The 17,243-nt window shown below is 62.4% G+C and carries 19 protein-coding genes and 1 tRNA gene; 9 read left to right on the top strand and 11 right to left on the bottom strand.

Annotated elements, in window-relative coordinates; genetic code table 11:
- Positions 1-105 precede the first annotated feature (105 nt).
- Together VIG32_10095 and VIG32_10090 are read right to left on the bottom strand one after the other, a co-directional pair.
- Positions 106-540: a response regulator gene (locus VIG32_10095; protein ID HEY8298360.1), complete on the bottom strand. Its 435-nt coding sequence runs from the start codon at positions 538-540 to the stop codon at positions 106-108.
- Between the two features lie 73 nt (positions 541-613).
- Positions 614-1,258 carry a response regulator transcription factor gene (locus VIG32_10090; GenBank protein ID HEY8298359.1) on the bottom strand — a complete coding sequence of 215 codons (645 nt, stop codon included), beginning with the start codon at positions 1,256-1,258 and terminating at the stop codon, positions 614-616.
- A gap of 236 nt (positions 1,259-1,494) precedes the next feature.
- On the opposite strand from VIG32_10090, the gene VIG32_10085 reads away from it, so the two are divergent.
- The 4 genes from VIG32_10085 (at position 1,495) to VIG32_10070 (ending at position 4,308) form a co-directional block, all read left to right on the top strand.
- Positions 1,495-2,472 carry a helix-turn-helix transcriptional regulator gene (locus VIG32_10085; GenBank protein HEY8298358.1) on the top strand — a complete coding sequence of 326 codons (978 nt, stop codon included), beginning with the start codon at positions 1,495-1,497 and terminating at the stop codon, positions 2,470-2,472.
- Between the two features lie 148 nt (positions 2,473-2,620).
- A tRNA-Sec gene (locus VIG32_10080) sits at positions 2,621-2,714 on the top strand.
- Between the two features lie 293 nt (positions 2,715-3,007).
- Positions 3,008-3,520 (top strand): hypothetical protein, encoded by a 513-nt coding sequence (locus VIG32_10075; protein HEY8298357.1) that lies wholly within the window; start codon positions 3,008-3,010, stop codon positions 3,518-3,520.
- A 578-nt stretch (positions 3,521-4,098) separates the two neighbouring features.
- A complete protein-coding gene (locus tag VIG32_10070) occupies positions 4,099-4,308 on the top strand; it encodes a hypothetical protein (protein HEY8298356.1) in 210 nt (69 codons plus the stop codon).
- 579 nt (positions 4,309-4,887) lie between these two features.
- Here VIG32_10070 and VIG32_10065 read toward each other — a convergent pair.
- Positions 4,888-5,628: a hypothetical protein gene (locus VIG32_10065; protein ID HEY8298355.1), complete on the bottom strand. Its 741-nt coding sequence runs from the start codon at positions 5,626-5,628 to the stop codon at positions 4,888-4,890.
- Positions 5,629-5,634: 6 nt separating this feature from the next.
- Positions 5,635-5,757 carry a hypothetical protein gene (locus VIG32_10060; protein HEY8298354.1) on the bottom strand — a complete coding sequence of 41 codons (123 nt, stop codon included), beginning with the start codon at positions 5,755-5,757 and terminating at the stop codon, positions 5,635-5,637.
- On the opposite strand from VIG32_10060, the gene VIG32_10055 reads away from it, so the two are divergent.
- Positions 5,737-6,168 carry a hypothetical protein gene (locus tag VIG32_10055; GenBank protein ID HEY8298353.1) on the top strand — a complete coding sequence of 144 codons (432 nt, stop codon included), beginning with the start codon at positions 5,737-5,739 and terminating at the stop codon, positions 6,166-6,168. The two genes, VIG32_10060 and VIG32_10055, sit on opposite strands and share 21 nt — an antisense overlap.
- 21 nt (positions 6,169-6,189) lie before the next feature.
- On the opposite strand, the gene VIG32_10050 is transcribed toward VIG32_10055, so the two are convergent.
- Positions 6,190-7,875: a DEAD/DEAH box helicase gene (locus VIG32_10050; protein HEY8298352.1), complete on the bottom strand. Its 1,686-nt coding sequence runs from the start codon at positions 7,873-7,875 to the stop codon at positions 6,190-6,192.
- 74 nt (positions 7,876-7,949) lie between these two features.
- Here VIG32_10050 and VIG32_10045 point away from each other — a divergent pair, with 74 nt between their 5' ends.
- Positions 7,950-8,840, top strand: coding sequence for an alkaline phosphatase family protein (locus tag VIG32_10045; GenBank protein HEY8298351.1), 891 nt, complete (start codon positions 7,950-7,952; stop codon positions 8,838-8,840).
- A 7-nt stretch (positions 8,841-8,847) separates the two neighbouring features.
- Here VIG32_10045 and VIG32_10040 read toward each other — a convergent pair whose 3' ends face one another.
- Entirely contained in the window at positions 8,848-10,017 is a 1,170-nt protein-coding gene (locus VIG32_10040; protein ID HEY8298350.1) for an AI-2E family transporter, read from the bottom strand.
- Between the two features lie 103 nt (positions 10,018-10,120).
- Here VIG32_10040 and ettA point away from each other — a divergent pair, with 103 nt between their 5' ends.
- Positions 10,121-11,791 carry an energy-dependent translational throttle protein EttA gene (gene ettA / locus VIG32_10035; GenBank protein HEY8298349.1) on the top strand — a complete coding sequence of 557 codons (1,671 nt, stop codon included), beginning with the start codon at positions 10,121-10,123 and terminating at the stop codon, positions 11,789-11,791.
- 355 nt (positions 11,792-12,146) lie between these two features.
- Here ettA and VIG32_10030 read toward each other — a convergent pair whose 3' ends face one another.
- Positions 12,147-13,145, bottom strand: a complete 999-nt coding sequence (locus VIG32_10030) for an NADP-dependent oxidoreductase (GenBank protein ID HEY8298348.1) — start codon at positions 13,143-13,145, stop codon at positions 12,147-12,149.
- 119 nt (positions 13,146-13,264) lie between these two features.
- Here VIG32_10030 and VIG32_10025 point away from each other — a divergent pair, with 119 nt between their 5' ends.
- On the top strand, positions 13,265-13,459 hold the full coding sequence (locus tag VIG32_10025; GenBank protein ID HEY8298347.1) for a hypothetical protein: 195 nt from the start codon (positions 13,265-13,267) through the stop codon (positions 13,457-13,459).
- Here VIG32_10025 and VIG32_10020 read toward each other — a convergent pair.
- From VIG32_10020 to VIG32_10005, 4 genes are all read right to left on the bottom strand, one after another.
- On the bottom strand, positions 13,456-14,277 hold the full coding sequence (locus VIG32_10020; protein HEY8298346.1) for a GNAT family N-acetyltransferase: 822 nt from the start codon (positions 14,275-14,277) through the stop codon (positions 13,456-13,458). The two genes, VIG32_10025 and VIG32_10020, sit on opposite strands and share 4 nt — an antisense overlap.
- A 1-nt stretch (position 14,278) precedes the next feature.
- The gene (locus tag VIG32_10015) at positions 14,279-15,058 is read right to left on the bottom strand and encodes an anti-sigma factor (GenBank protein ID HEY8298345.1); all 780 of its coding nucleotides are present in this window, start codon (positions 15,056-15,058) and stop codon (positions 14,279-14,281) included.
- Complete coding sequence (locus VIG32_10010) at positions 15,055-15,567, bottom strand: sigma-70 family RNA polymerase sigma factor (protein ID HEY8298344.1); 513 nt, start codon at positions 15,565-15,567, stop codon at positions 15,055-15,057. Before VIG32_10010 ends, VIG32_10015 begins: the two co-directional genes overlap by 4 nt.
- A 147-nt stretch (positions 15,568-15,714) precedes the next feature.
- On the bottom strand, positions 15,715-16,722 hold the full coding sequence (locus VIG32_10005; protein HEY8298343.1) for an adenylate/guanylate cyclase domain-containing protein: 1,008 nt from the start codon (positions 16,720-16,722) through the stop codon (positions 15,715-15,717).
- Positions 16,723-16,797: 75 nt separating this feature from the next.
- Between VIG32_10005 and VIG32_10000 the strand changes: the two genes are divergently transcribed.
- Positions 16,798-17,190 carry a hypothetical protein gene (locus tag VIG32_10000; GenBank protein HEY8298342.1) on the top strand — a complete coding sequence of 131 codons (393 nt, stop codon included), beginning with the start codon at positions 16,798-16,800 and terminating at the stop codon, positions 17,188-17,190.
- Positions 17,191-17,243 lie beyond the last annotated feature (53 nt).

The following is a 17,243-nucleotide window of genomic DNA, read 5'->3' as shown; positions in this document are numbered from 1 at the left end:
CTAAGGCGGGGCAGCATGAACCTCAAGAAACGGGTGACCTGCCCCGGTTCGCCCTGGGGCCGAATTGTTCCGCCCGGGCGCCCGGGGCTCGAGAGGGCGGGCGGGCTATCGCCAGGTGGCCGCCGCGTCCCCGTCGTCGCCGAGGTATCGTCCGTCGGTGTAGGCTCCCACGGCGAGCGTGCTGCGAACCGCGACGAGCAGCTCCGAGTCGGTGGAGAGCTTCGTCAGCACGGCGTTCGCCCCGGCCACGTGACAGAGTTTGGCCCAGCTGGCGGCCATCTGTGAGGTATAGACGCAGATCAGGCTCTGCGGGCTCTGACGCCGCATTTTGCGGATGGTCGAGGGGGCGTCGTTGCGAAAAAAATCGATGTCGGCAAAAACCACGTCCGGCGCCGTTCGATGCATGTACGAGTAATCGACGTATTCGGTCACCCGCATCACGTCGAGATCCGCGCTCGATAAGATGCTCGTGAGGTAAGGCACGACAACGCTAAGCCGCTCGATAACATAGGTTTTCTTACGCGGGCCTCGGCTATCCATTAAAGACTAGCCTATGGGACACACCTCGCCCGGGCAAGGCCCGTTCTTCCTGGGCCAAATTGCACCCAAGGGTTTAGGCGAAACCACTACGGATCGCGTGAATTGCCACCTGCGTTCGAGCCGTCATGTGCAACTTCGAAAAGATGCTCGACACGTGATTTTTGATCGTTTTATCCGAAAGGAGAAGCCGCTGGCTGATCTCCTTGTTCGAAAGCCCCTGGGCGATCAGGCGGACCACTTCGGTCTCCCGGGGGGAGAGCTCGGCGATGTCGCGTTCCCGCCGCTGAGCGCGTTGGCGGAGTACCACGCCCGAGAGGCGCGGATCCGCATAGAAGTTGCCCTGTGCGACGGTTTTGATCGACCCGAGCATTTCCGCGGGCGAGATATCTTTCATGATGTAGGCGTCGGCCCCGGCGGAAAGCGCCCGCAGCAGGACGTCGGAGTTGAGGAACTCGGAGAAGACGCAGACGTGCGCGCTCGGAACCGCGCGCTTGCAATCGGCGACTAGCGCCGTGAGATTGCTGATGGAATCATCGGCATCCAAGATGATGAGGCGTGGGGCCAGCGCGGCGATCGCTTGGGGATCGACTTTGTCGGCGGATCCGGCTACAAGGAGGTCGTCGTCCTCCGCGATGAGCTGACAGATCGCCTTCGCAAGCAGCGCTTGGCGTTCGATGACTAAGACGGTCAATTTTTCTTTTACGGGTGTAGCAAACATAGGATTTCTCCAAGATGTGATCGTCGCGTTTGCCGATTCGAGGGATGGTTTTTGTCGCGCGTCCCTTATGAAAAAACAACCAGTTCGGCTAGAGTTCTTAGCCCCTATACCGTATACTAGGTAAGTAGTAAAACATACTCAAGTCGTTAATCTCTACCACGGTTTGGTGTGTTTTTCTGCAGGGGTCGATAGTTCTTTAGAATCACGAGCGCGGGTGTGCTCCATGGGTGGCAAACATGGCCAACGACGAACTCGCTGCGTTCGAAGGAAATATTTCGTCCGACGGACGAGGCCGAGCCGGGATCGAAGGGCTTTTGACCGGGCTCGGCGCCAACTACTGGATTTGCGGAATTTTCGATATCCGCCGCCGCCTCGTGCGCCGTTCATCCAGCGGACCGCTGCCGCGCAATCTCGTTTTCGAATTACTCTATAGCGTCGAAGCCGAACATGAGGTAACGCTGCCTCGCGGTCCGCTGCGCGTGGGCGGCCGCGCGTTCTCGGCGGTACACCCGCTCGCGTCGGGCGGCCTCATCAAAGTTGTGGTGCTCTACGACGCGACCTGGGCTTCGCAGGGACTGGCCATCGGCGAGAAACTTCGCGGCGTGCTGCGCGCGTACGAATTTATGCGTTCGCCCGAAGTCGGAGAAACGGTTAAGCCGGCGCAGGTGGTACGCGCGCGCCGCTCCGCTCAACTCGGTATCTTCACGCTCGATCGGGACCTGCGCGTACTCGGCGCATGGCTCTGCCCCGATCCGGCCTTAGCCGAGATGTGCGCGATCATCGCGCCGAGATCGTCGGCGTTACCGGACTTTCTCGAGGTCGCTCTACGCGAGGCGACGGCGCATTGGAATTGGGACGATCCGGCCGGTACGCCGACGCAGGTGGTCGTTCCGATGCCCAATATCGTCGTGCGCGCCATACCCATGCGCGAGAGTCCAGCCGTCGGACTCGTGGCCCTCGTCGAGCTTTTGCACGTGCGTTATGCGCTCGCATCAGCGCAGCGCGATTTTCATCTTTCAGATCGCGAAGTGCAGGTGTTGCAACTGCTCTTCGAAGGGTATCGCGCCATTGAGATTGCCGGGCGTTTGTGTTTGGCGGAATCGACCGTGCAGGATCACATCAAACATGCTATCAGCAAGACCGGCTCGGTGAATCGCGTCGAAATGACCGCTAGACTCCTGGGCTGGTTACGCAAAGAACACGAAACCGCATAACGAAGCGATCAGCGCGTTCGGCGCTCCATGCGTTTAACAGATCGATCGAGCGCGAGTTCGGATTCGCTTGCGAGCCCGGCAGGACGTGGCCGTAACGTAAGCGCAAAGCCTGCATATGTAGCCCCTATGGGAATTCTCCGCATTCTATGGGAGAGTACGGATCTGGTGGTCCGCACGGTCTTCAAAACCGCTGAGGCCGGTGCAAGCCGGCTGGTAGGTTCGATTCCTACACTTTCCCGCCACTATCACTTCCCGCCTTATTGCTAGCGGGATTTCGCCGCGACACGCTACTCGCTACACCGTTTGCTACACGGCGCACCCTATGCCGACGCCCGATCTGTGGAGTGCCCGACGGGACCTCGCCCTGATCAGCGTCGCCTCGCTGAAGCCGGTCACATCCTCGGACCGCGGCCTCGTCGAACGTTATCCGCGATTCCGGCCAGAGGATCGGGGTTCTTCACGCGCCGCCTAAGACTGCCACATCGCGCACGGTCGACCAGCAGTTGGAAAGCTGGATAAAAACGAAGCACCGGCCATGACCGACACGGACGTTTTTCAAGCGCCACAGATTTCTTTTAACGACTTGTTGAGACGAGCGGGGTTCGACCCGAAGAACGTGAGGCTCATGCGGCACAGGGACAAAGATTCGCTTCCAGGACGTTCCCTCTACGAGCTGTGGCGCGACACCCCGCACGAGTTTGAACGCTATCAGTCGTATCAGTCTGACGACGGCCTTCGCAATTCCGCCCATTGGGCCTCGTTTATCGTCACGCCGCAAGGTGACACGCTTTTTGTCGGTCTGTACGATATCCGGAACCTCGGCCCCACGACGATGGCGCTTGAGTGGCCCACAAACGGCAAGACATCAGAGCCTGGAGAGCACCATCTCTTCGAGACAACGAAAAACCCGGTTCTGGCGCTCTACGAGGGTCGTCTTGTAATTGACTGGGGACGCGGCCATCTCGCGTGGTGTCAGTACGCCGATCGGAACGACAAAGCGATCATCGAATTGAAGAAAGCCCTTGAATACTCGTTCCCGGATATCTAAAGTTCATCTCGCAATTCTCCGCATCGAGACGCTACCGCAAGCATGGATCAACATGTTGCGCATTGCAAAAGGCGTGTATGTTTTAACCTGTCCGCGTGACCGAAAACATTACATCAGTTCTGCGTACGGCGAAAATGGATCTTACGGTCGTTGGGCTGAGTAGGCCGACAACGGCCACGGTGGTAACATCCAACTCATGAGGTCGCGAGCCGAGCGCCTTTCAGGTGTCGATTCTAGAAGTTGCCGGAAGTTCGATGACCGAACAGGACATCCGGAACCTCGAAAACGCCACTAGAAGAACAAACTGCAGTCGCGATCTATCGGCCTAAACAGTAATTGAAATCGACGAGCGGCGACTACGACCCACGCGATGAACGCGCGTTAACCATAGTTCGTATCTCCCAACCCCTTGCGACCCACCATTCCTGCGGCTTTCCCGGAATTGCTGTGGGATGTTCAACTAGAACACACAGCGTGTCGCCGGCCCATGCATACCCTTCAGCGTCGAAGGAGCAGCCGGCGATCACTTCGTACCACCGCTCGGCCCCGAGCCCGTACATGAGGGCGAACGTTGGTCTGTGCTCGAGCAGCCGTTCGCGAATGTGCGCGCATCGCTCTCTTCGGAAGGCATCTCGATCGCGTTCGACGGCCAGACTGTTCGCCGCGAGCGCGGAGAGCTCCGCAACAACGGTCTCGCCGCGTGCAGATCCCCAGTCAGCCGCCTGATACTCCCCAATGGCATCGTTGTCGGTGCGCTCGCCCTTAAACGCAAGCAGCAACGTAATTAGACGACGCCAGGTGCTCTGGGTCGGCGGTCGCATCGAGTGACCGTTAACGGGAACTGCCATGCGCCTTGAGCGTACATGCCATTTCGTGTGCCTGAGGGCGACGTGATGCGACCTACAGTCGAGCAACTCCGGCGAACCGAGCTTTGCCCATGCCTCGCAGCGCTCTAATAGATTGTCGCCTTCACTTTTTGCCATCCCAGGCTCAGGCCCGATGAACCAGTATGGAGCCGTCCATTCCCCGTAGCCGTACCAAGATTCGGCTGCAAATTTCAGAGGATCATCGATCAATGTTATTCCTCTCCCTTCGAGGGCATCGCGCGAGTTTGCCCGGGTCGGCTGTTAACGCCGGACGAGAAGCGACCCAAACTCCTAGCCGATCGCGGCTTAATTCGACGCACCCCTCGCTTTGGATTGGGCCGCAGAGACGCTGATACCCGCCTTGCGCTTTGATAGCTTTCGCACTAATCATCGCGACGCGCTTATGTGCAGCCGCGCTGCTCAAACCATCGCCGAGCTCATCGCGCTCTGCTCTTGAAGGATCTGATGCAAGGCCGATCGACATCTCGATCGGGCGTTTTGCTAGCAATTAGAACCGGTACGGCAGCTCGGCCAGACCCGCGGATTTACGATGTGGCCCGCTGCAGATCCGGAAAGACTCTCGATATACCACGTCTTGTTGCGTAAAACGAATTTCGCGATCGCGGGGCTCTCGGTGGGGCCTAAAATCACGCTATGCGACTGGATAAAGTCGTCGTTTGCCCACGCGGCGCTCGGGCTCGGAGTCCAGTCGAAAGCCGTGCGAAAGACGGCCACCCGGTTCGGGCCGTTGCCGTCTCGTTCGTAATGTATTGGCTGCGTCCAAACGATTCGGTGCGGCACCAGCTTTGAATAACACAGAAAGGGCCGTTCCATCCGATTGTCGCCGCGCTGATTTCGGATGTCTAGATAGGCGAACGCCGCCATCGTTATATGGTAGTGGGCTCCATCGCGCGTGGTCTCTTTGCTCACCATCCCGGCTGCGGCTAACTTTTCGAGCATGACGCGTGCAACGCGCGCGTCGGGAGTCTTGAGATTGCGAGGAGCCTGCGCGAGCCACGGCGGCGGTAAGTACCAGTCGCTTTCGGTGATCTCGGAATTGTAACTCGGAAAAAGCGACCCGTCGTCCAAACGCACGGGATTCCAACCTAGGGGAACGCACCCATGAAATTCGTCCGCTAATTGCTCGTGCAGTTCCCTTGCGACGACCCAATTGCTCGTCGGCGAGCAAGCAACGACGCACAGCGATGCGGCCAGCAGTGCGAACGCCCGGGATAGATGCACGTCGAGTTAGCTCGTCATGAAGTGGGCGTGCAGCGTGCGTAGTTTTTCCGGGTTGCGCATCGCGTAGATCGAGGTGATGCGGCCGCCGGCCGTTTCGAGTGCGACCGCGTGGAGCAATCCGTTGAGCATGACGAGTTCTACGCGCCGGGTCGCGGCAGCGCCTTCGCGCACAAGGCCAACGGGCAGCGCATTGCCCGCGTAGGCCGCCTGCGCGGCAACGAAGAAGCGGCGACGATGATCACTAGAATATGGCGTGGCTGGACGACGCCGCAGAACGCCGACGCATACGAACGATTGCTCTTGAACGAAGTTACCCCGGGAATCGCCGCTCGCGAGATCGCCGGCTATCGAGGCATCACGGTTGGACGTCGCGACCTTGGAGACGAAGTCGAATTCGTCACCATTATGCGATTCGATTCGCTCGACTCGGTCAAAGCGTTCGCGGGCGAAACCTACGAACGGTCGGTCGTACCGCCGCACGCCCGCGAAGTCTTGAAACGCTTTGACGAAGCGGCGCAACACTACGACATCTTGTTATAGGCGATCGTCGAAGTGCATCGTCTACTTTCCGCGATCGCGCCGGGCGGAGATTTTCTTGCCGCGAATCGTGGTTCCGCGCAGGGCCGCGATGATGCGGTCGGCCGATGCCTCCGGCACCTCGACGAGCGAGAAGCGATCGGCGATATCGATCGCGCCGATCTCGCGCGAATTGATCCGCGCTTCGTTGGCGATCGCACCGACCAGGTCGGCTGGCCGAATGCCGGCGTTGCGGCCCACGCCTACATAGATCTTCGTGACGTCCTGCGCGGCGCCGCGCACGTTCGGCGCCGGCTTCGTGCGTTCTTTGGGAATCAAGAACGTCGCAACCGTCGGAATATCCGCATCGTCCTTTTCACCGCCGTCGCGTACTTGATCGGCGAGTTTGACGGCCGCGGCGGCCAGATCGAGCACGTCGTGTTCGGCGGCCAGCGACTCGACCACGAGCCGATACTTCTCGAGGCCGCCGGCATCGAGCGCTTCTTTTAAGGCCGCCCGGGTGAGATCGAGCCGCCGCGCGCGCAGGTCGTGCGCGGTGGGCACGGACTCGATCGAGATCTTGCGTTTGGTGTGCTGCTCGATATTGCGCAGGAGACGATGTTCGCGCGCCTCGGCGAGCGTGATCGCAACGCCCTCTTTGCCAGCCCGGCCCGTGCGGCCGATGCGATGCACGTAGGCGTCGGGAGACGAGGGCACGTCGAAGTTGACGACGTGCGAGAGATGTTCGATATCGAGCCCGCGCGCAGCGACGTCGGTCGCCACCAGAATCTCGGAGATGCCCTCGCGAAAACGGCGCAGCACGCGGTCGCGTTGTTCCTGCGAGAGCCCGCCGTGGATCGCCTCGGCCTGGTAGCCGCGCCCGCCCAGCGTTTCGGTCAATTCGTCGACCTCGGTGCGCGTGCGGCAAAAAACGATCGCCGACGTCGGCGCTTCCATATCGATCACGCGTGCGAGTGCCGCGGCCTTGTGCGCGCGCTGCACGACGTACGCGACTTCGCGAATGCGCGGTTTTTTTCCGGGAGCCGCCGTTTCGTTGGCGATGGTCACGTGTACGGGATCGCGCAGGTAGCGTTTGGCAATCGACTTGATGCGCGGCGCGAGCGTCGCCGAGAAGAGCGCGCTTTGCCGCTCGGCCGGCAGCGTTGCGACGATCGCCTCGAGTTCGTCGGCAAAGCCCATGTCGAGCATCTCGTCGGCTTCGTCGAGCACGAGAAATTCGACCGTTCCCAAATCGAGCGTGCCGCGTCGAATGTGATCGAGCGCGCGACCCGGCGTCGCGACCACCACGTCGACGCCGCGGCGAAGCGCGCGCAGCTGTTGCGAGAGCGATTGGCCGCCGTAGATCGGCAGCACGCTCACCTGGAGCAGACGCCCGTATTTATGCACGGCTTCGGCCACCTGCATCGCAAGCTCGCGCGTCGGGACCAAGATGAGCCCGCGAACGGTGCGTGCGGCTTCGCCCGCGGCGCCGATGCGATGCAGGAGCGGCAGCGCGAACGCCGCCGTTTTGCCGGTTCCCGTGGCGGCTTGTCCGAGAACGTCGCGTCCGCCGAGCAGCGGAGGAATAGCCTCCCGCTGGATCGCCGTCGGCTCTTCGTAGCCGAGCGCCGCGGCCGCACTCACGAGTCCCGGGTGGAGGCCGAGCGTGCCGAAGCCGTCGCTCGCTAGCTGCTCGGAAGGTGCGGATACATTCTCGTCGTTACTATTCACTTTTGCGTACTTCGCCCTCGAACGGTCATTTCCGTATCGGTGCATCGACGCAAGGGGGAGGCGCTGGTTTTTTGATGCGGAGGATCTGGTGGATCGCCGGTGTGGCGCTCGTGCTCGTTATCGCGGCGGCGGCCTTCTTGTATTTTCGGTCGGGACACACGCGGCTAACCGAGCTTCCGCCGCTGCCCATCGCTAAGGCCGGGCACATGCCGGTGCGGCCGGCACACGTGATCGTGATCGTCGAAGAGAACAAGGCGTACGAAGATATCGTCGGCGACACGAAGGATGCGCCCTACCTCAACGAACTGATCGCGCGAGGCGCCCTGTTCACGCGTTCGTACGGCGTCGCGCATCCGAGCCAGCCGAACTATTTCGCGCTCTTTGCCGGCCGCGTCAACTCCAACGGCGACGCTTGCGCGGTCGCCGGAATTCCGACGGACGCCCCGAATCTCGGAGCCGAACTTCGACGTGCCGGGAAGAGCTTCACCGGCTACGCCGAGGGCCTCCCGGAGCCGGGTTATTCCGGATGCAGCGCCGGCTCGTACGCGCGCAAACACGCTCCGTGGACGCACTTTTCCTCCGTGCCCGCTTCAGAAAGCCAACCGTTTTCGCGTTTTCCTCCGTACGCGAACTTGCCGACGGTCGCGTTTCTCATTCCCAACGAACTCGACGACATGCATAGCGCGAGCATCGCGCGCGCGGACGCATGGCTGCGCCGTAACGTGGCTCCGCTCGTCGCGTGGGCAGAGCTTCACAACACGCTGGTGATCGTTACCTGGGACGAAAGCAGCAAGCCGCTTACGAACCATATTCCAACGCTCTTCATCGGGCCGATGGTGCGGCCGGGCCGTTACGACGTCGTGATTTCACACTACCACGTGTTGCGCACGATCGAATCGTTCTTTGGCCTGCCGCCCCTGGGTTCGTCCGCCGGTGCCACGCCGATTGCGGGGATTTGGCGCTAGCGCGCCGTTAGGTTTCGACGGCGGCTTCGGGCGCCGGCTCGTCGAGCGGCGCCTCGCGCGGGGCCTCCGTCAGCGCGGGCTGCGCTTCTTCGGCGCTGGCCTTCGGCGGGATTACGTGATAGGCCACGACGCGCAAGATGCCCGCCACCGGAACGGCGATGAACATGCCGACCACGCCCATCAAATCGCCGCCGATCAGAATCGCAAGCAGCACGGCGAGCGGGCTCAAAGAAACGGTGCGGCTCACGATGTGCGGGGCAATAAAATTGCCCTCGGCCTGGAATATGGCGATGAACAACCCCGCAACGATGAGTGCGTTGATGGGGCCGTTGGTGAAAGCGGCGAGCAGCACGGCCGGAATGAATGCGGCCACTGCGCCGACGTATGGAATGACGTCGAGCACGGCGGCGCCCACGCCGATAAGCAGCGCGTACGGTACGTGCATGATCATCAGCATGACGGTGATGAGGATGCCGACCGACGCGCCGACCAAGATTTGTCCGCGGATAAATCCGCCGATAACTTGTTCGAGTTCGGAGAGTACCTCGAGCGATTTTTCGCGTTTGGATTGCGGAATCAATCCCATCGAATACCGCTTGAGGTTCTCCGAATCCATCAGCAAGTATGCCGAGAGAACCGGCACGATAACCATCGCTGCAACGGCGCTCAACGTTCCGGTCAAAACGGTGAGCGCCCCGACCGCGGCGTCCGAGCCGTGCACCCGCACCCAGGCTTGCAGCTCTCCGGGGACGTTGGCCAGCGTATTGCGCAGCCACTGCGGCAGGTGTGAGATGTACGGCGTCGAGGGGTTGCGTAGCGCATTTTGCGCGGTCGCGATCGCGCGCGGGTACCCTTGGACGATCGTGGAGATGTCGGTCGAAAGCGGCGGGATGATGAAGAACGCCGCCAACGCGAAGAGCACGAAGAGCGAACCGTAAACGACCAGGATCGCGCCGATCAGCGGCAATCGCCGATTCAACGCTCGAATCACGGGATAGAGCAGGTAGGCAAAGAAGATCGACGCGATCAGGATCACGACGATCGTCTCGATGCGCGCCAGAAACGTGAGGATGCCGCCGAGTACGTACGCCGCCGCGATGACCAGCAGAAGCGTCTTGAGCCAGTAGGTGACGCGGGCCTCAGTGAACCAGGCGTACAGGCGCGGTGGGTTCGGCATGCGGTAGTATGCCCAAAAGGTCCGTAACTCATGTTCCGCGGAAGACTCCACCCGGCCGCCAGCCGGCCATCCCCCTCAGCGCCAGCGTTTAAATAGGTAATCCGTGTCGCAATACGTCTATACGATGCATCGGGTCAGCAAGACCGTGCCGCCGAAGCGTCAGATCCTCAAAGATATCTCGTTGAGTTTTTTCCCGGGCGCCAAGATCGGCATTCTCGGGCTCAACGGTTCCGGGAAATCGTCGATCCTGCGCATCATGGCGGGCGCCGACACGGAGTTCGACGGCGAGGCGAAGGCGCTGCCGAATCTATCGATCGGCTATTTGGAACAAGAGCCGCGGCTCGACCCCGACAAAACGGTCCGCGAAACCGTAGAAGAAGCGCTGCACGAATTACTCTCGGTGCGCAAGCGTCTCGATGCGGTCTACGCCGCCTACGGCGAGCCGGACGCCGATTTCGATGCGATTGCGGCCGAACAAGCGAAGCTCGAAGCGATCCTCTTCGCGCACGACGGCGACAACCTCGAGCAGCAACTCGAGATCGCGGCGGATGCCCTGCGGTTGCCCCCGTGGGACGCCAAGATCGGACCGCTCTCCGGCGGTGAAAAACGGCGCGTCGCGCTTTGCCGCCTGCTGCTCTCGAAACCCGATATGCTCTTGCTGGACGAACCGACGAACCATCTCGACGCCGAGAGTGTGGAATGGCTCGAGCAATTTTTGCAGCGCTTTCCCGGAACGGTCGTCGCGGTAACGCACGATCGTTACTTTCTCGATAACGCGGCCGAGTGGATATTGGAACTCGATCGCGGACGCGGCATTCCGTGGAAGGGCAACTACAGTTCGTGGCTGGATCAAAAACAAGAGCGGCTCGCGCAAGAAGAAGCGACCGAATCGGCGCGTCAGAAGGCGCTCAAGCGCGAACTTGCGTGGGTTCGCTCGGGCACGAAAGGGCAGCAGGCGAAGAACAAGAGCCGCATCGCGCGATTTGAAGAGCTCTCCAGCTACGACTATCAGCGTCAGAACGAGACGCAAGAGATCTTCATTCCGGTTGCCGAGCGCCTCGGCGATCGGGTGATCGATTTCACCAACGTGCGCAAGGCCTACGGCGACCGGCTGCTCATGGACGACGTGAATTTTCGCATCCCCGCCGGCGCGATCGTCGGGATCATCGGGCCTAACGGCGCGGGCAAATCGACGCTTTTCCGAATGATTACCGGCAAGGAAACGCCCGACGCCGGCGAGATTCACATCGGTCCGAGCGTCAAGCTCGCGGTCGTCGATCAGAGCCGCGAATCGCTGGACAACACGAAGACGGTATTCGACGACGTCAGCGGCGGCCTCGATCTCGTGATGGTCGGAAAATTCGAGATGCCGTCGCGCGCGTATCTGGGACGCTTCAACTTCAAAGGCGGCGATCAGCAGAAACTCGTCGGAACGTTATCGGGCGGCGAGCGCGGACGGCTGCACCTCGCGAAGACGCTGCTCACCGGCGCGAACGTCCTTCTGCTCGACGAACCCTCGAACGATCTCGACGTCGAAACGCTGCGCGCGCTCGAAGACGCGCTCAGCGAGTTCGCGGGGACGGTGCTGGTGGTCAGTCACGACCGGTGGTTCTTGGACCGCATCGCAACGCACATCATCGCGTTCGAGGGCGACTCGTCGGTCTATTTCTTCGAGGGCAACTATCACGAATACGAAGCGAACAAGAAAGCCCGTCTCGGCGAGGCCGCCGCCGCTCCCCACCGGATCCGTTACCGCCCGCTCACGCTGGGATAAAAGTATAGAAAAGGACGCGTCGCCCGCAGGCGGCGCGTCCTTTTCTATGGATTCGGCTAAAACCGATCCGCTACGCCTTGTGGCAGTAGCCGTGGACCATTTTCCCTTTACGCATGTAGCCCTTGACCCAATGTTGGCCCGCAGGGCATGAATGCGACATCATCATCTTGCTATGATGCGTGTGACCCTTCATCGTCCCGGCCGAAGCCGAACCGACGGCGAGAGATGCGATGGCAGCAAAGGTGAGAAGCGACGTAAGAAGACGTTTCATTCGAAGATCCTTCCGAAGAAAGTACGTGCCGAGAGCGTTCGGCGAGCCCCGGCCCGCTCCCCTTAAAATTCAGACAAAAGTCGCTTAGCCACTCACGCGCACGAGCAGTTTGCCGAAGTTCTCACCCCGGAGCATACCCGCGAGCGCGCGCGGCGCGTTCTCGAGCCCCTCGACCGTGTCTTCTTTATAGTGAATGCGGCCCTCGCGCAGCCAGCCGCCCACGTCGCGCGCGAACGCATCGTGGTGCGCCGCATGATCCCCAACGAGGAAGCCTTCGATCTTCGCGCGCGCGACCAGCAGCGGCGAGAGATTCGGACCTTTCGGCGCGGCGGTCGCGTTGTAGTGTTCGATCAATCCAACGAGCGCGATGCGCGCGTGCAGGTTGATGCGGCGCAGTACGGCCTCCAGAATTGCGCCGGCCGTGTTGTCGAAATATACGTCGATGCCGTCGGGACAGGCGCGGCCTAGAGCCGCGTGCAGTTCCTCGGAGCGCCGGTTGATGCACGCGTCGAATCCAAGCGTTTCGATAACGTACGCGCACTTCTCGTCGCTGCCCGCCACCCCAACGACCCGGCAACCTTTGATTTTTGCGATCTGTCCGGCGACCGACCCGACGGCGCCCGAGGCTGCCGAAACGACCACGGTTTCGCCCGGTCGGGGTGCGCCGATGTCGAGCAGCGCGCAGTACGCGGTGAGGCCCGGCATTCCCAAAACGCCGAGTGCATACGAAACCGGTGCGGCCTTGGGATCGAGCTTGCGCAGGTCGCGTCCGTGCTCGATCGCATGGGTGGTCCAGCCGCTCTCCGCGGCCACGATATCGCCGGCCGAAAACGCGGGATCGCGCGACTCCACAACGGTCGCGACCGTACTGCCGGGCATGACGGCGCCGATTTCGACCGGTGGGGCGTACGATTTCCCAGCGTTCATGCGTCCGCGCATGTACGGGTCGAGCGAGAGCAGCAGCGTCTGCAGCAGCACGTTGCCCTCACGCAGCGCAGACAACTCCGTTTCTTCGAATCGGAAGTCTTCGGCCGCCGGTTCGCCCGCGGGCCGGCGAGCGAGAACGATCTGTGTGGCTTTCATGGCGCCCATGACCCCGGCCGCGCAGCAAACGTTCCAGGGGGATTTCCGAAGGCATCGCGCCCTCCCGCACGCAACCTACCGCTGGGTACTGTTAGGCCGTTTTTTAAGGGAGGTTTTCCGTGGGTGATTTCGTCGTCCATCTCCTGCACGCCGGCGCCTGGATCTTCGGCATCGTCTTTCTGTTCGCGATCATCGGGGTCATCGCCGTGATCGGTTGGATCGTCAACCTCTTCCGAAAGACCGAGACGGTCGTTATGACCGGCGTTCACGACGTTGAGAACGTCGTCCACCATCACGATCGCACCGATGTCTAAAACAGGATCGTTGCGAATTCCCCGGCACGCGTAAAGCCGACGCGCTCGTAGAGCGCGAGCGCGGGCGCGTTGAAACCGTTGACGTAGAGCGAGAGCGTGGGATAGTCGGCCAGCAGCGCCGCGCATATTCCGTGCAGCGCCCCGGTGGCGAGCCCGCGACCGCGCGAATGCGGCGGCGTCCAGATGCCCTGCAGCTGCAGCGTTTGCGCGCTGTACGGTCCGGCGTTGCAGAAAAAGCAGATCCGGCCTTCGAATTCGCCGAGCCACCACAAGCCGCGCGCGATCATCTGCCGCACGTTTGCGCCGAAATCGACGGAGTACGCGCGTGGATCGTAGCCGAGTTCGTGCTCGATCATCATCGCCGAATTCTCGGTCACCACAGCCCACTCGTCCTCGCGTGCCCGGCGCACGGCCACGCCGCGTGCGTCGCCGCGTAAATCGTGCGGTTCGAGCGCGAGCAGCGGTTGACTTTCGCGCACCATTCGTGCCGGAGTGTGCCAGCCGCGTACCTGCGACCAGTACCGTTCGACGAGCCGCCTCGGCCCGACGATCATGCGCTCGAAGCGAAATGCCGATGCGACGCTCGCAAAAGCGTCGGTGATCGTTTCGTCGCCGGCGAGCACTACCTGACGGCCGAAGAACGCAACGCCGCGCACGCGCGCGGCATCTAGATACACGTGAAGACCCGCGCGCGTTGCGCTCGAACGATCGCGCTCGATCAGCCACGTGAGGAAAACGTGTTCGTAGGGCGACTCCGCGAGAAAGGCCAAAGCGGCGCGCTCGTGCGCGGGTGCGAGGCGCTGCACGCCAGCGCCCACGTTAGCTCAGCTTAACGAGAAAGGTCGGCGCGCTCGTCGGTTGTTTGCTGCCGCCTTCGGGCTCGACGCTCAACGCGACGGCCGCGACTTGGGTCCCGTTTTCGGGAAGCGCGACGACGGCGACGCCGTTACGATTCGGCACGAACGTTACGGATGGCGACATCCCCTTCGCGCCGGTCTTTTGCGTCCAAGCCTGATAGACTTTTCCCTTGGGCGGCGCCGGCAGGTCGCGCATCGCGATGTACAGCCGCGCGCCGTGCCGGATCACTTCGCCATCGGCCACCTGGAAGTGCTGCGAGCCGGTGTTGATGAGATCGGCGATGGTTTGCTTCTGCGACTCGACGGCGCGGGCGAGCGTTGAGGAGCGCGCGCTCGTCGCCTCGACTTCGTTTTGGGATTGTTTGAGCGACGACGTCAGCGAGCTATTGATGCCGCCCATGAGGAGTGCGATAACCAAACACGCGGCGGCGACCGCATAGGCGGGCCACACGATCGGGCGCACCGCCCGCACGGTCGCGGCGCTTGGCGCGATCGCGCCCGCACTCGGAGCGGCTTCGGTGCGTACGTGCTTCATCAGGCGCGCTTTGAGCAGACGGCTCGGCTGCGCCGCGGACTCCGCGGTTAAGCCGACGAGATCGGCCGCCGGGCGCAAGGCGCGATACTCCGCCATGCACTCGCGGCAGGTCGCGATCTGCGCGCGCATCGCTTGCGCTTGCGGCGCCGCAAGCGAGCCGAGAGCAAAGACGGCGACATCGTCGAGCGAGTGATCGTGCGGGTTCATACGGTCACCGCTCCCTCGAGCGAGGTGCGCAAACGCCGCAGCCCGGCGCGGATGCGCGTCTTGATCGTGCCGAGCGGAATCCCGGTGCGGCGCGCGATCTCTTCGTGCGTGATGCCGTTCAGGAAGCCCAATTCGATCGGCTCGCGCTGTTCTGCCGGCAACTGCGCGAGGGCCGTGCGAACGGCGGCCGCATCGATGTGCGCGAACGCGGCGTCTTCGATTTGCTCGTCGTCGGGAACCGAACAGGGAAGTTCACCCTCGGGACGCTGCGCTTTGCTGCGTAGAAGGTCCAAAGCACGGTTTCGCGTGACCCGGGCAATCCAGGCCGCGAAATTGCCGGTTTCGAACACCGTAGGCGAACTCCACAATTTTAGAAATACCGCTTGCGTTACGTCTTCGGCCGCGCTCACGTCGGTGAGAATTCGCACGGCGACGCCGTAAACGAGACGGTGGTATGAATCGTACAGGGCTTCGAATGCCGATGCGTCGCGGGCCCGAACGCGGGCCATGAGCCGGCTTGCATCTTCCACGTGAGTTTGCTTCGCTTCATTCGTCCGTTGCCCTCGGTTGAACTAACGCGGCCGCGCCCGGGGCAGATTCGCGCCGAAATGAAAGAATCGTGTGAAGAGCGCGATGGAAGGCTTGCTTCGCCTGAGTTACGGCGGAAGCGAGATCGGCGGACCGCTATCGTCTTCGTAGGTGCCCGTGACGGCGGGTATTTCCGGCATCGCGGGGAGCAGATCGTCGTAGCCGCTCCACGCCGGCGGATCGATAAACGGCTCCCGGGGCGCCGCTCGCGGCGGTGGCGAGGCCGGTTCGGGCTCGGATGCGGGCGGCTCCTCCGGCTTCACGACCGTTTGCGCGATCGCCGCTTCATCCGGCAGCCGCAGGAGTTCCTCTTCGGCTCGCTGCGCGAGCCCTCGCACGATGTACGCCTTTTGCAGACGTTTGAGTCCCTGCAGCGGCAGCGTGCTCGCCGGCACGCCGACGAATTGTTCGGCGACCGGCTCGAAGGTGGTCGCCGACGCGAGTATGTAGGCGTTGAGTTCCTCGGCTGCGAGTTGCAGACGGGCGGCAACGTGCGCGGTGTTTCCCACGACGGCAAACTCGCGGCGCCGCGCGAATCCAACGTCGCCGGCCACGATCGCTCCGGTGCTCACGCCGACGGTAATCGCGTACGGTTTGCGCCCCTGCGCGCTCCAGCGCGCGCTCATGCCGTTGACGAGGCGCACCATCTCGAGCGCGGCGGCCAGCGCCCGTTCCTCTTGGAACGGCGTGTCGATCAATACGCCGAAGACCGCCGTGATCGTATCGCCGCGTAGGCTCTCGATAATTCCGCGCCGGCGTTCGATCGAGCGCCCGGCTATGGCATAGAACTCGTTGAGATAGCGCAGCGTTTGCTCGGGGGTCAGCGCCTCGGCGAGCAGCGAGAAATTCCGGATGCGCGCGCAGAGGACCGTCGCGTGATAGGTCTGCGCGGTGAACAGGCGGGAGTCGTTGCGCTCTAAGAGTTCGTCGACGACCTGTTCGGGGACGTAGCGGGAAAAGAGCGAGCGCACGCGTCGATTCTCGTCGCGTTCGCGCGTGTAGCGCCGGAGGACTCGCTGCAGCGCGATCGAGACGCCGACGGCGACGACGATCGCGAGGGCCAGTAGTACGCCCATATCCCACTAGTTGTCGGCCCCGCGCCGCCCGGAATCGAGGCGGGTCCGAGCCGAGCCTTCGGCGTAGGTGGCGGCATGGCGTTGCTGGAGCAGGTCCAAGCGGTCATCCCGGAGTTCGCCGGCTACGGTGCCGAAGCGGCGCGCCGGCATTCAGACGAGCTGGTCCGCGCCTATTTGGGCGAACGGCTCGCGAGTTTTGCAGCCGCCCACTCGGGCGACCTTGGAGACCAAGGCGACGCGTTCGACACGCTCGTCGTGCGGTGCGAATTTGCGAGCCACCGCGGCTTGCGCCCGTTCGAAGACCGCGATCCCGACCCCGCGCAACACGACGCGCTGCTGACGGCGGATCTGGCCGTAACCACGCTCGCAGCCGATATCGGCGAACTCAAGGCGTCCGAAGTCGGAACGTTTATCGCGCGCGCGAACGCGGCACTCGACCGCCGCGAAGCGGCCATGCGCGCCGTGTAGCGTTTCGCCGAGCGACTCGCGGGGAGGAAACCCTTTGCGCGAGCGGATAAGGC

It is taken from the genome of Candidatus Baltobacteraceae bacterium, assembly GCA_036559195.1.
Taxonomy (GTDB): domain Bacteria; phylum Vulcanimicrobiota; class Vulcanimicrobiia; order Vulcanimicrobiales; family Vulcanimicrobiaceae; genus JALYTZ01.
The sequence above is the reverse complement of the archived record's forward strand: the minus strand, read 5'-3'. Positions and strand labels throughout refer to the sequence as shown.

Bases quoted from the DNA above. Each gene is read 5' to 3' on its own strand.
- VIG32_10095 (HEY8298360.1), bottom strand. From the start codon at position 540: ATGGATAGCCGAGGCCCGCGTAAGAAAACCTATGTTATCGAGCGGCTT.
- VIG32_10090 (HEY8298359.1), bottom strand. From the start codon at position 1,258: ATGTTTGCTACACCCGTAAAAGAAAAATTGACCGTCTTAGTCATCGAA.
- VIG32_10085 (HEY8298358.1), top strand. From the start codon at position 1,495: ATGGCCAACGACGAACTCGCTGCGTTCGAAGGAAATATTTCGTCCGAC.
- VIG32_10075 (HEY8298357.1), top strand. From the start codon at position 3,008: ATGACCGACACGGACGTTTTTCAAGCGCCACAGATTTCTTTTAACGAC.
- VIG32_10060 (HEY8298354.1), bottom strand. From the start codon at position 5,757: ATGCTCAACGGATTGCTCCACGCGGTCGCACTCGAAACGGCCGGCGGC.
- VIG32_10045 (HEY8298351.1), top strand. From the start codon at position 7,950: ATGCGGAGGATCTGGTGGATCGCCGGTGTGGCGCTCGTGCTCGTTATC.
- VIG32_10040 (HEY8298350.1), bottom strand. From the start codon at position 10,017: ATGCCGAACCCACCGCGCCTGTACGCCTGGTTCACTGAGGCCCGCGTC.
- VIG32_10030 (HEY8298348.1), bottom strand. From the start codon at position 13,145: ATGAAAGCCACACAGATCGTTCTCGCTCGCCGGCCCGCGGGCGAACCG.
- VIG32_10015 (HEY8298345.1), bottom strand. From the start codon at position 15,058: ATGAACCCGCACGATCACTCGCTCGACGATGTCGCCGTCTTTGCTCTC.
- VIG32_10010 (HEY8298344.1), bottom strand. From the start codon at position 15,567: ATGGCCCGCGTTCGGGCCCGCGACGCATCGGCATTCGAAGCCCTGTAC.
- VIG32_10005 (HEY8298343.1), bottom strand. From the start codon at position 16,722: ATGGGCGTACTACTGGCCCTCGCGATCGTCGTCGCCGTCGGCGTCTCG.
- VIG32_10000 (HEY8298342.1), top strand. From the start codon at position 16,798: ATGGCGTTGCTGGAGCAGGTCCAAGCGGTCATCCCGGAGTTCGCCGGC.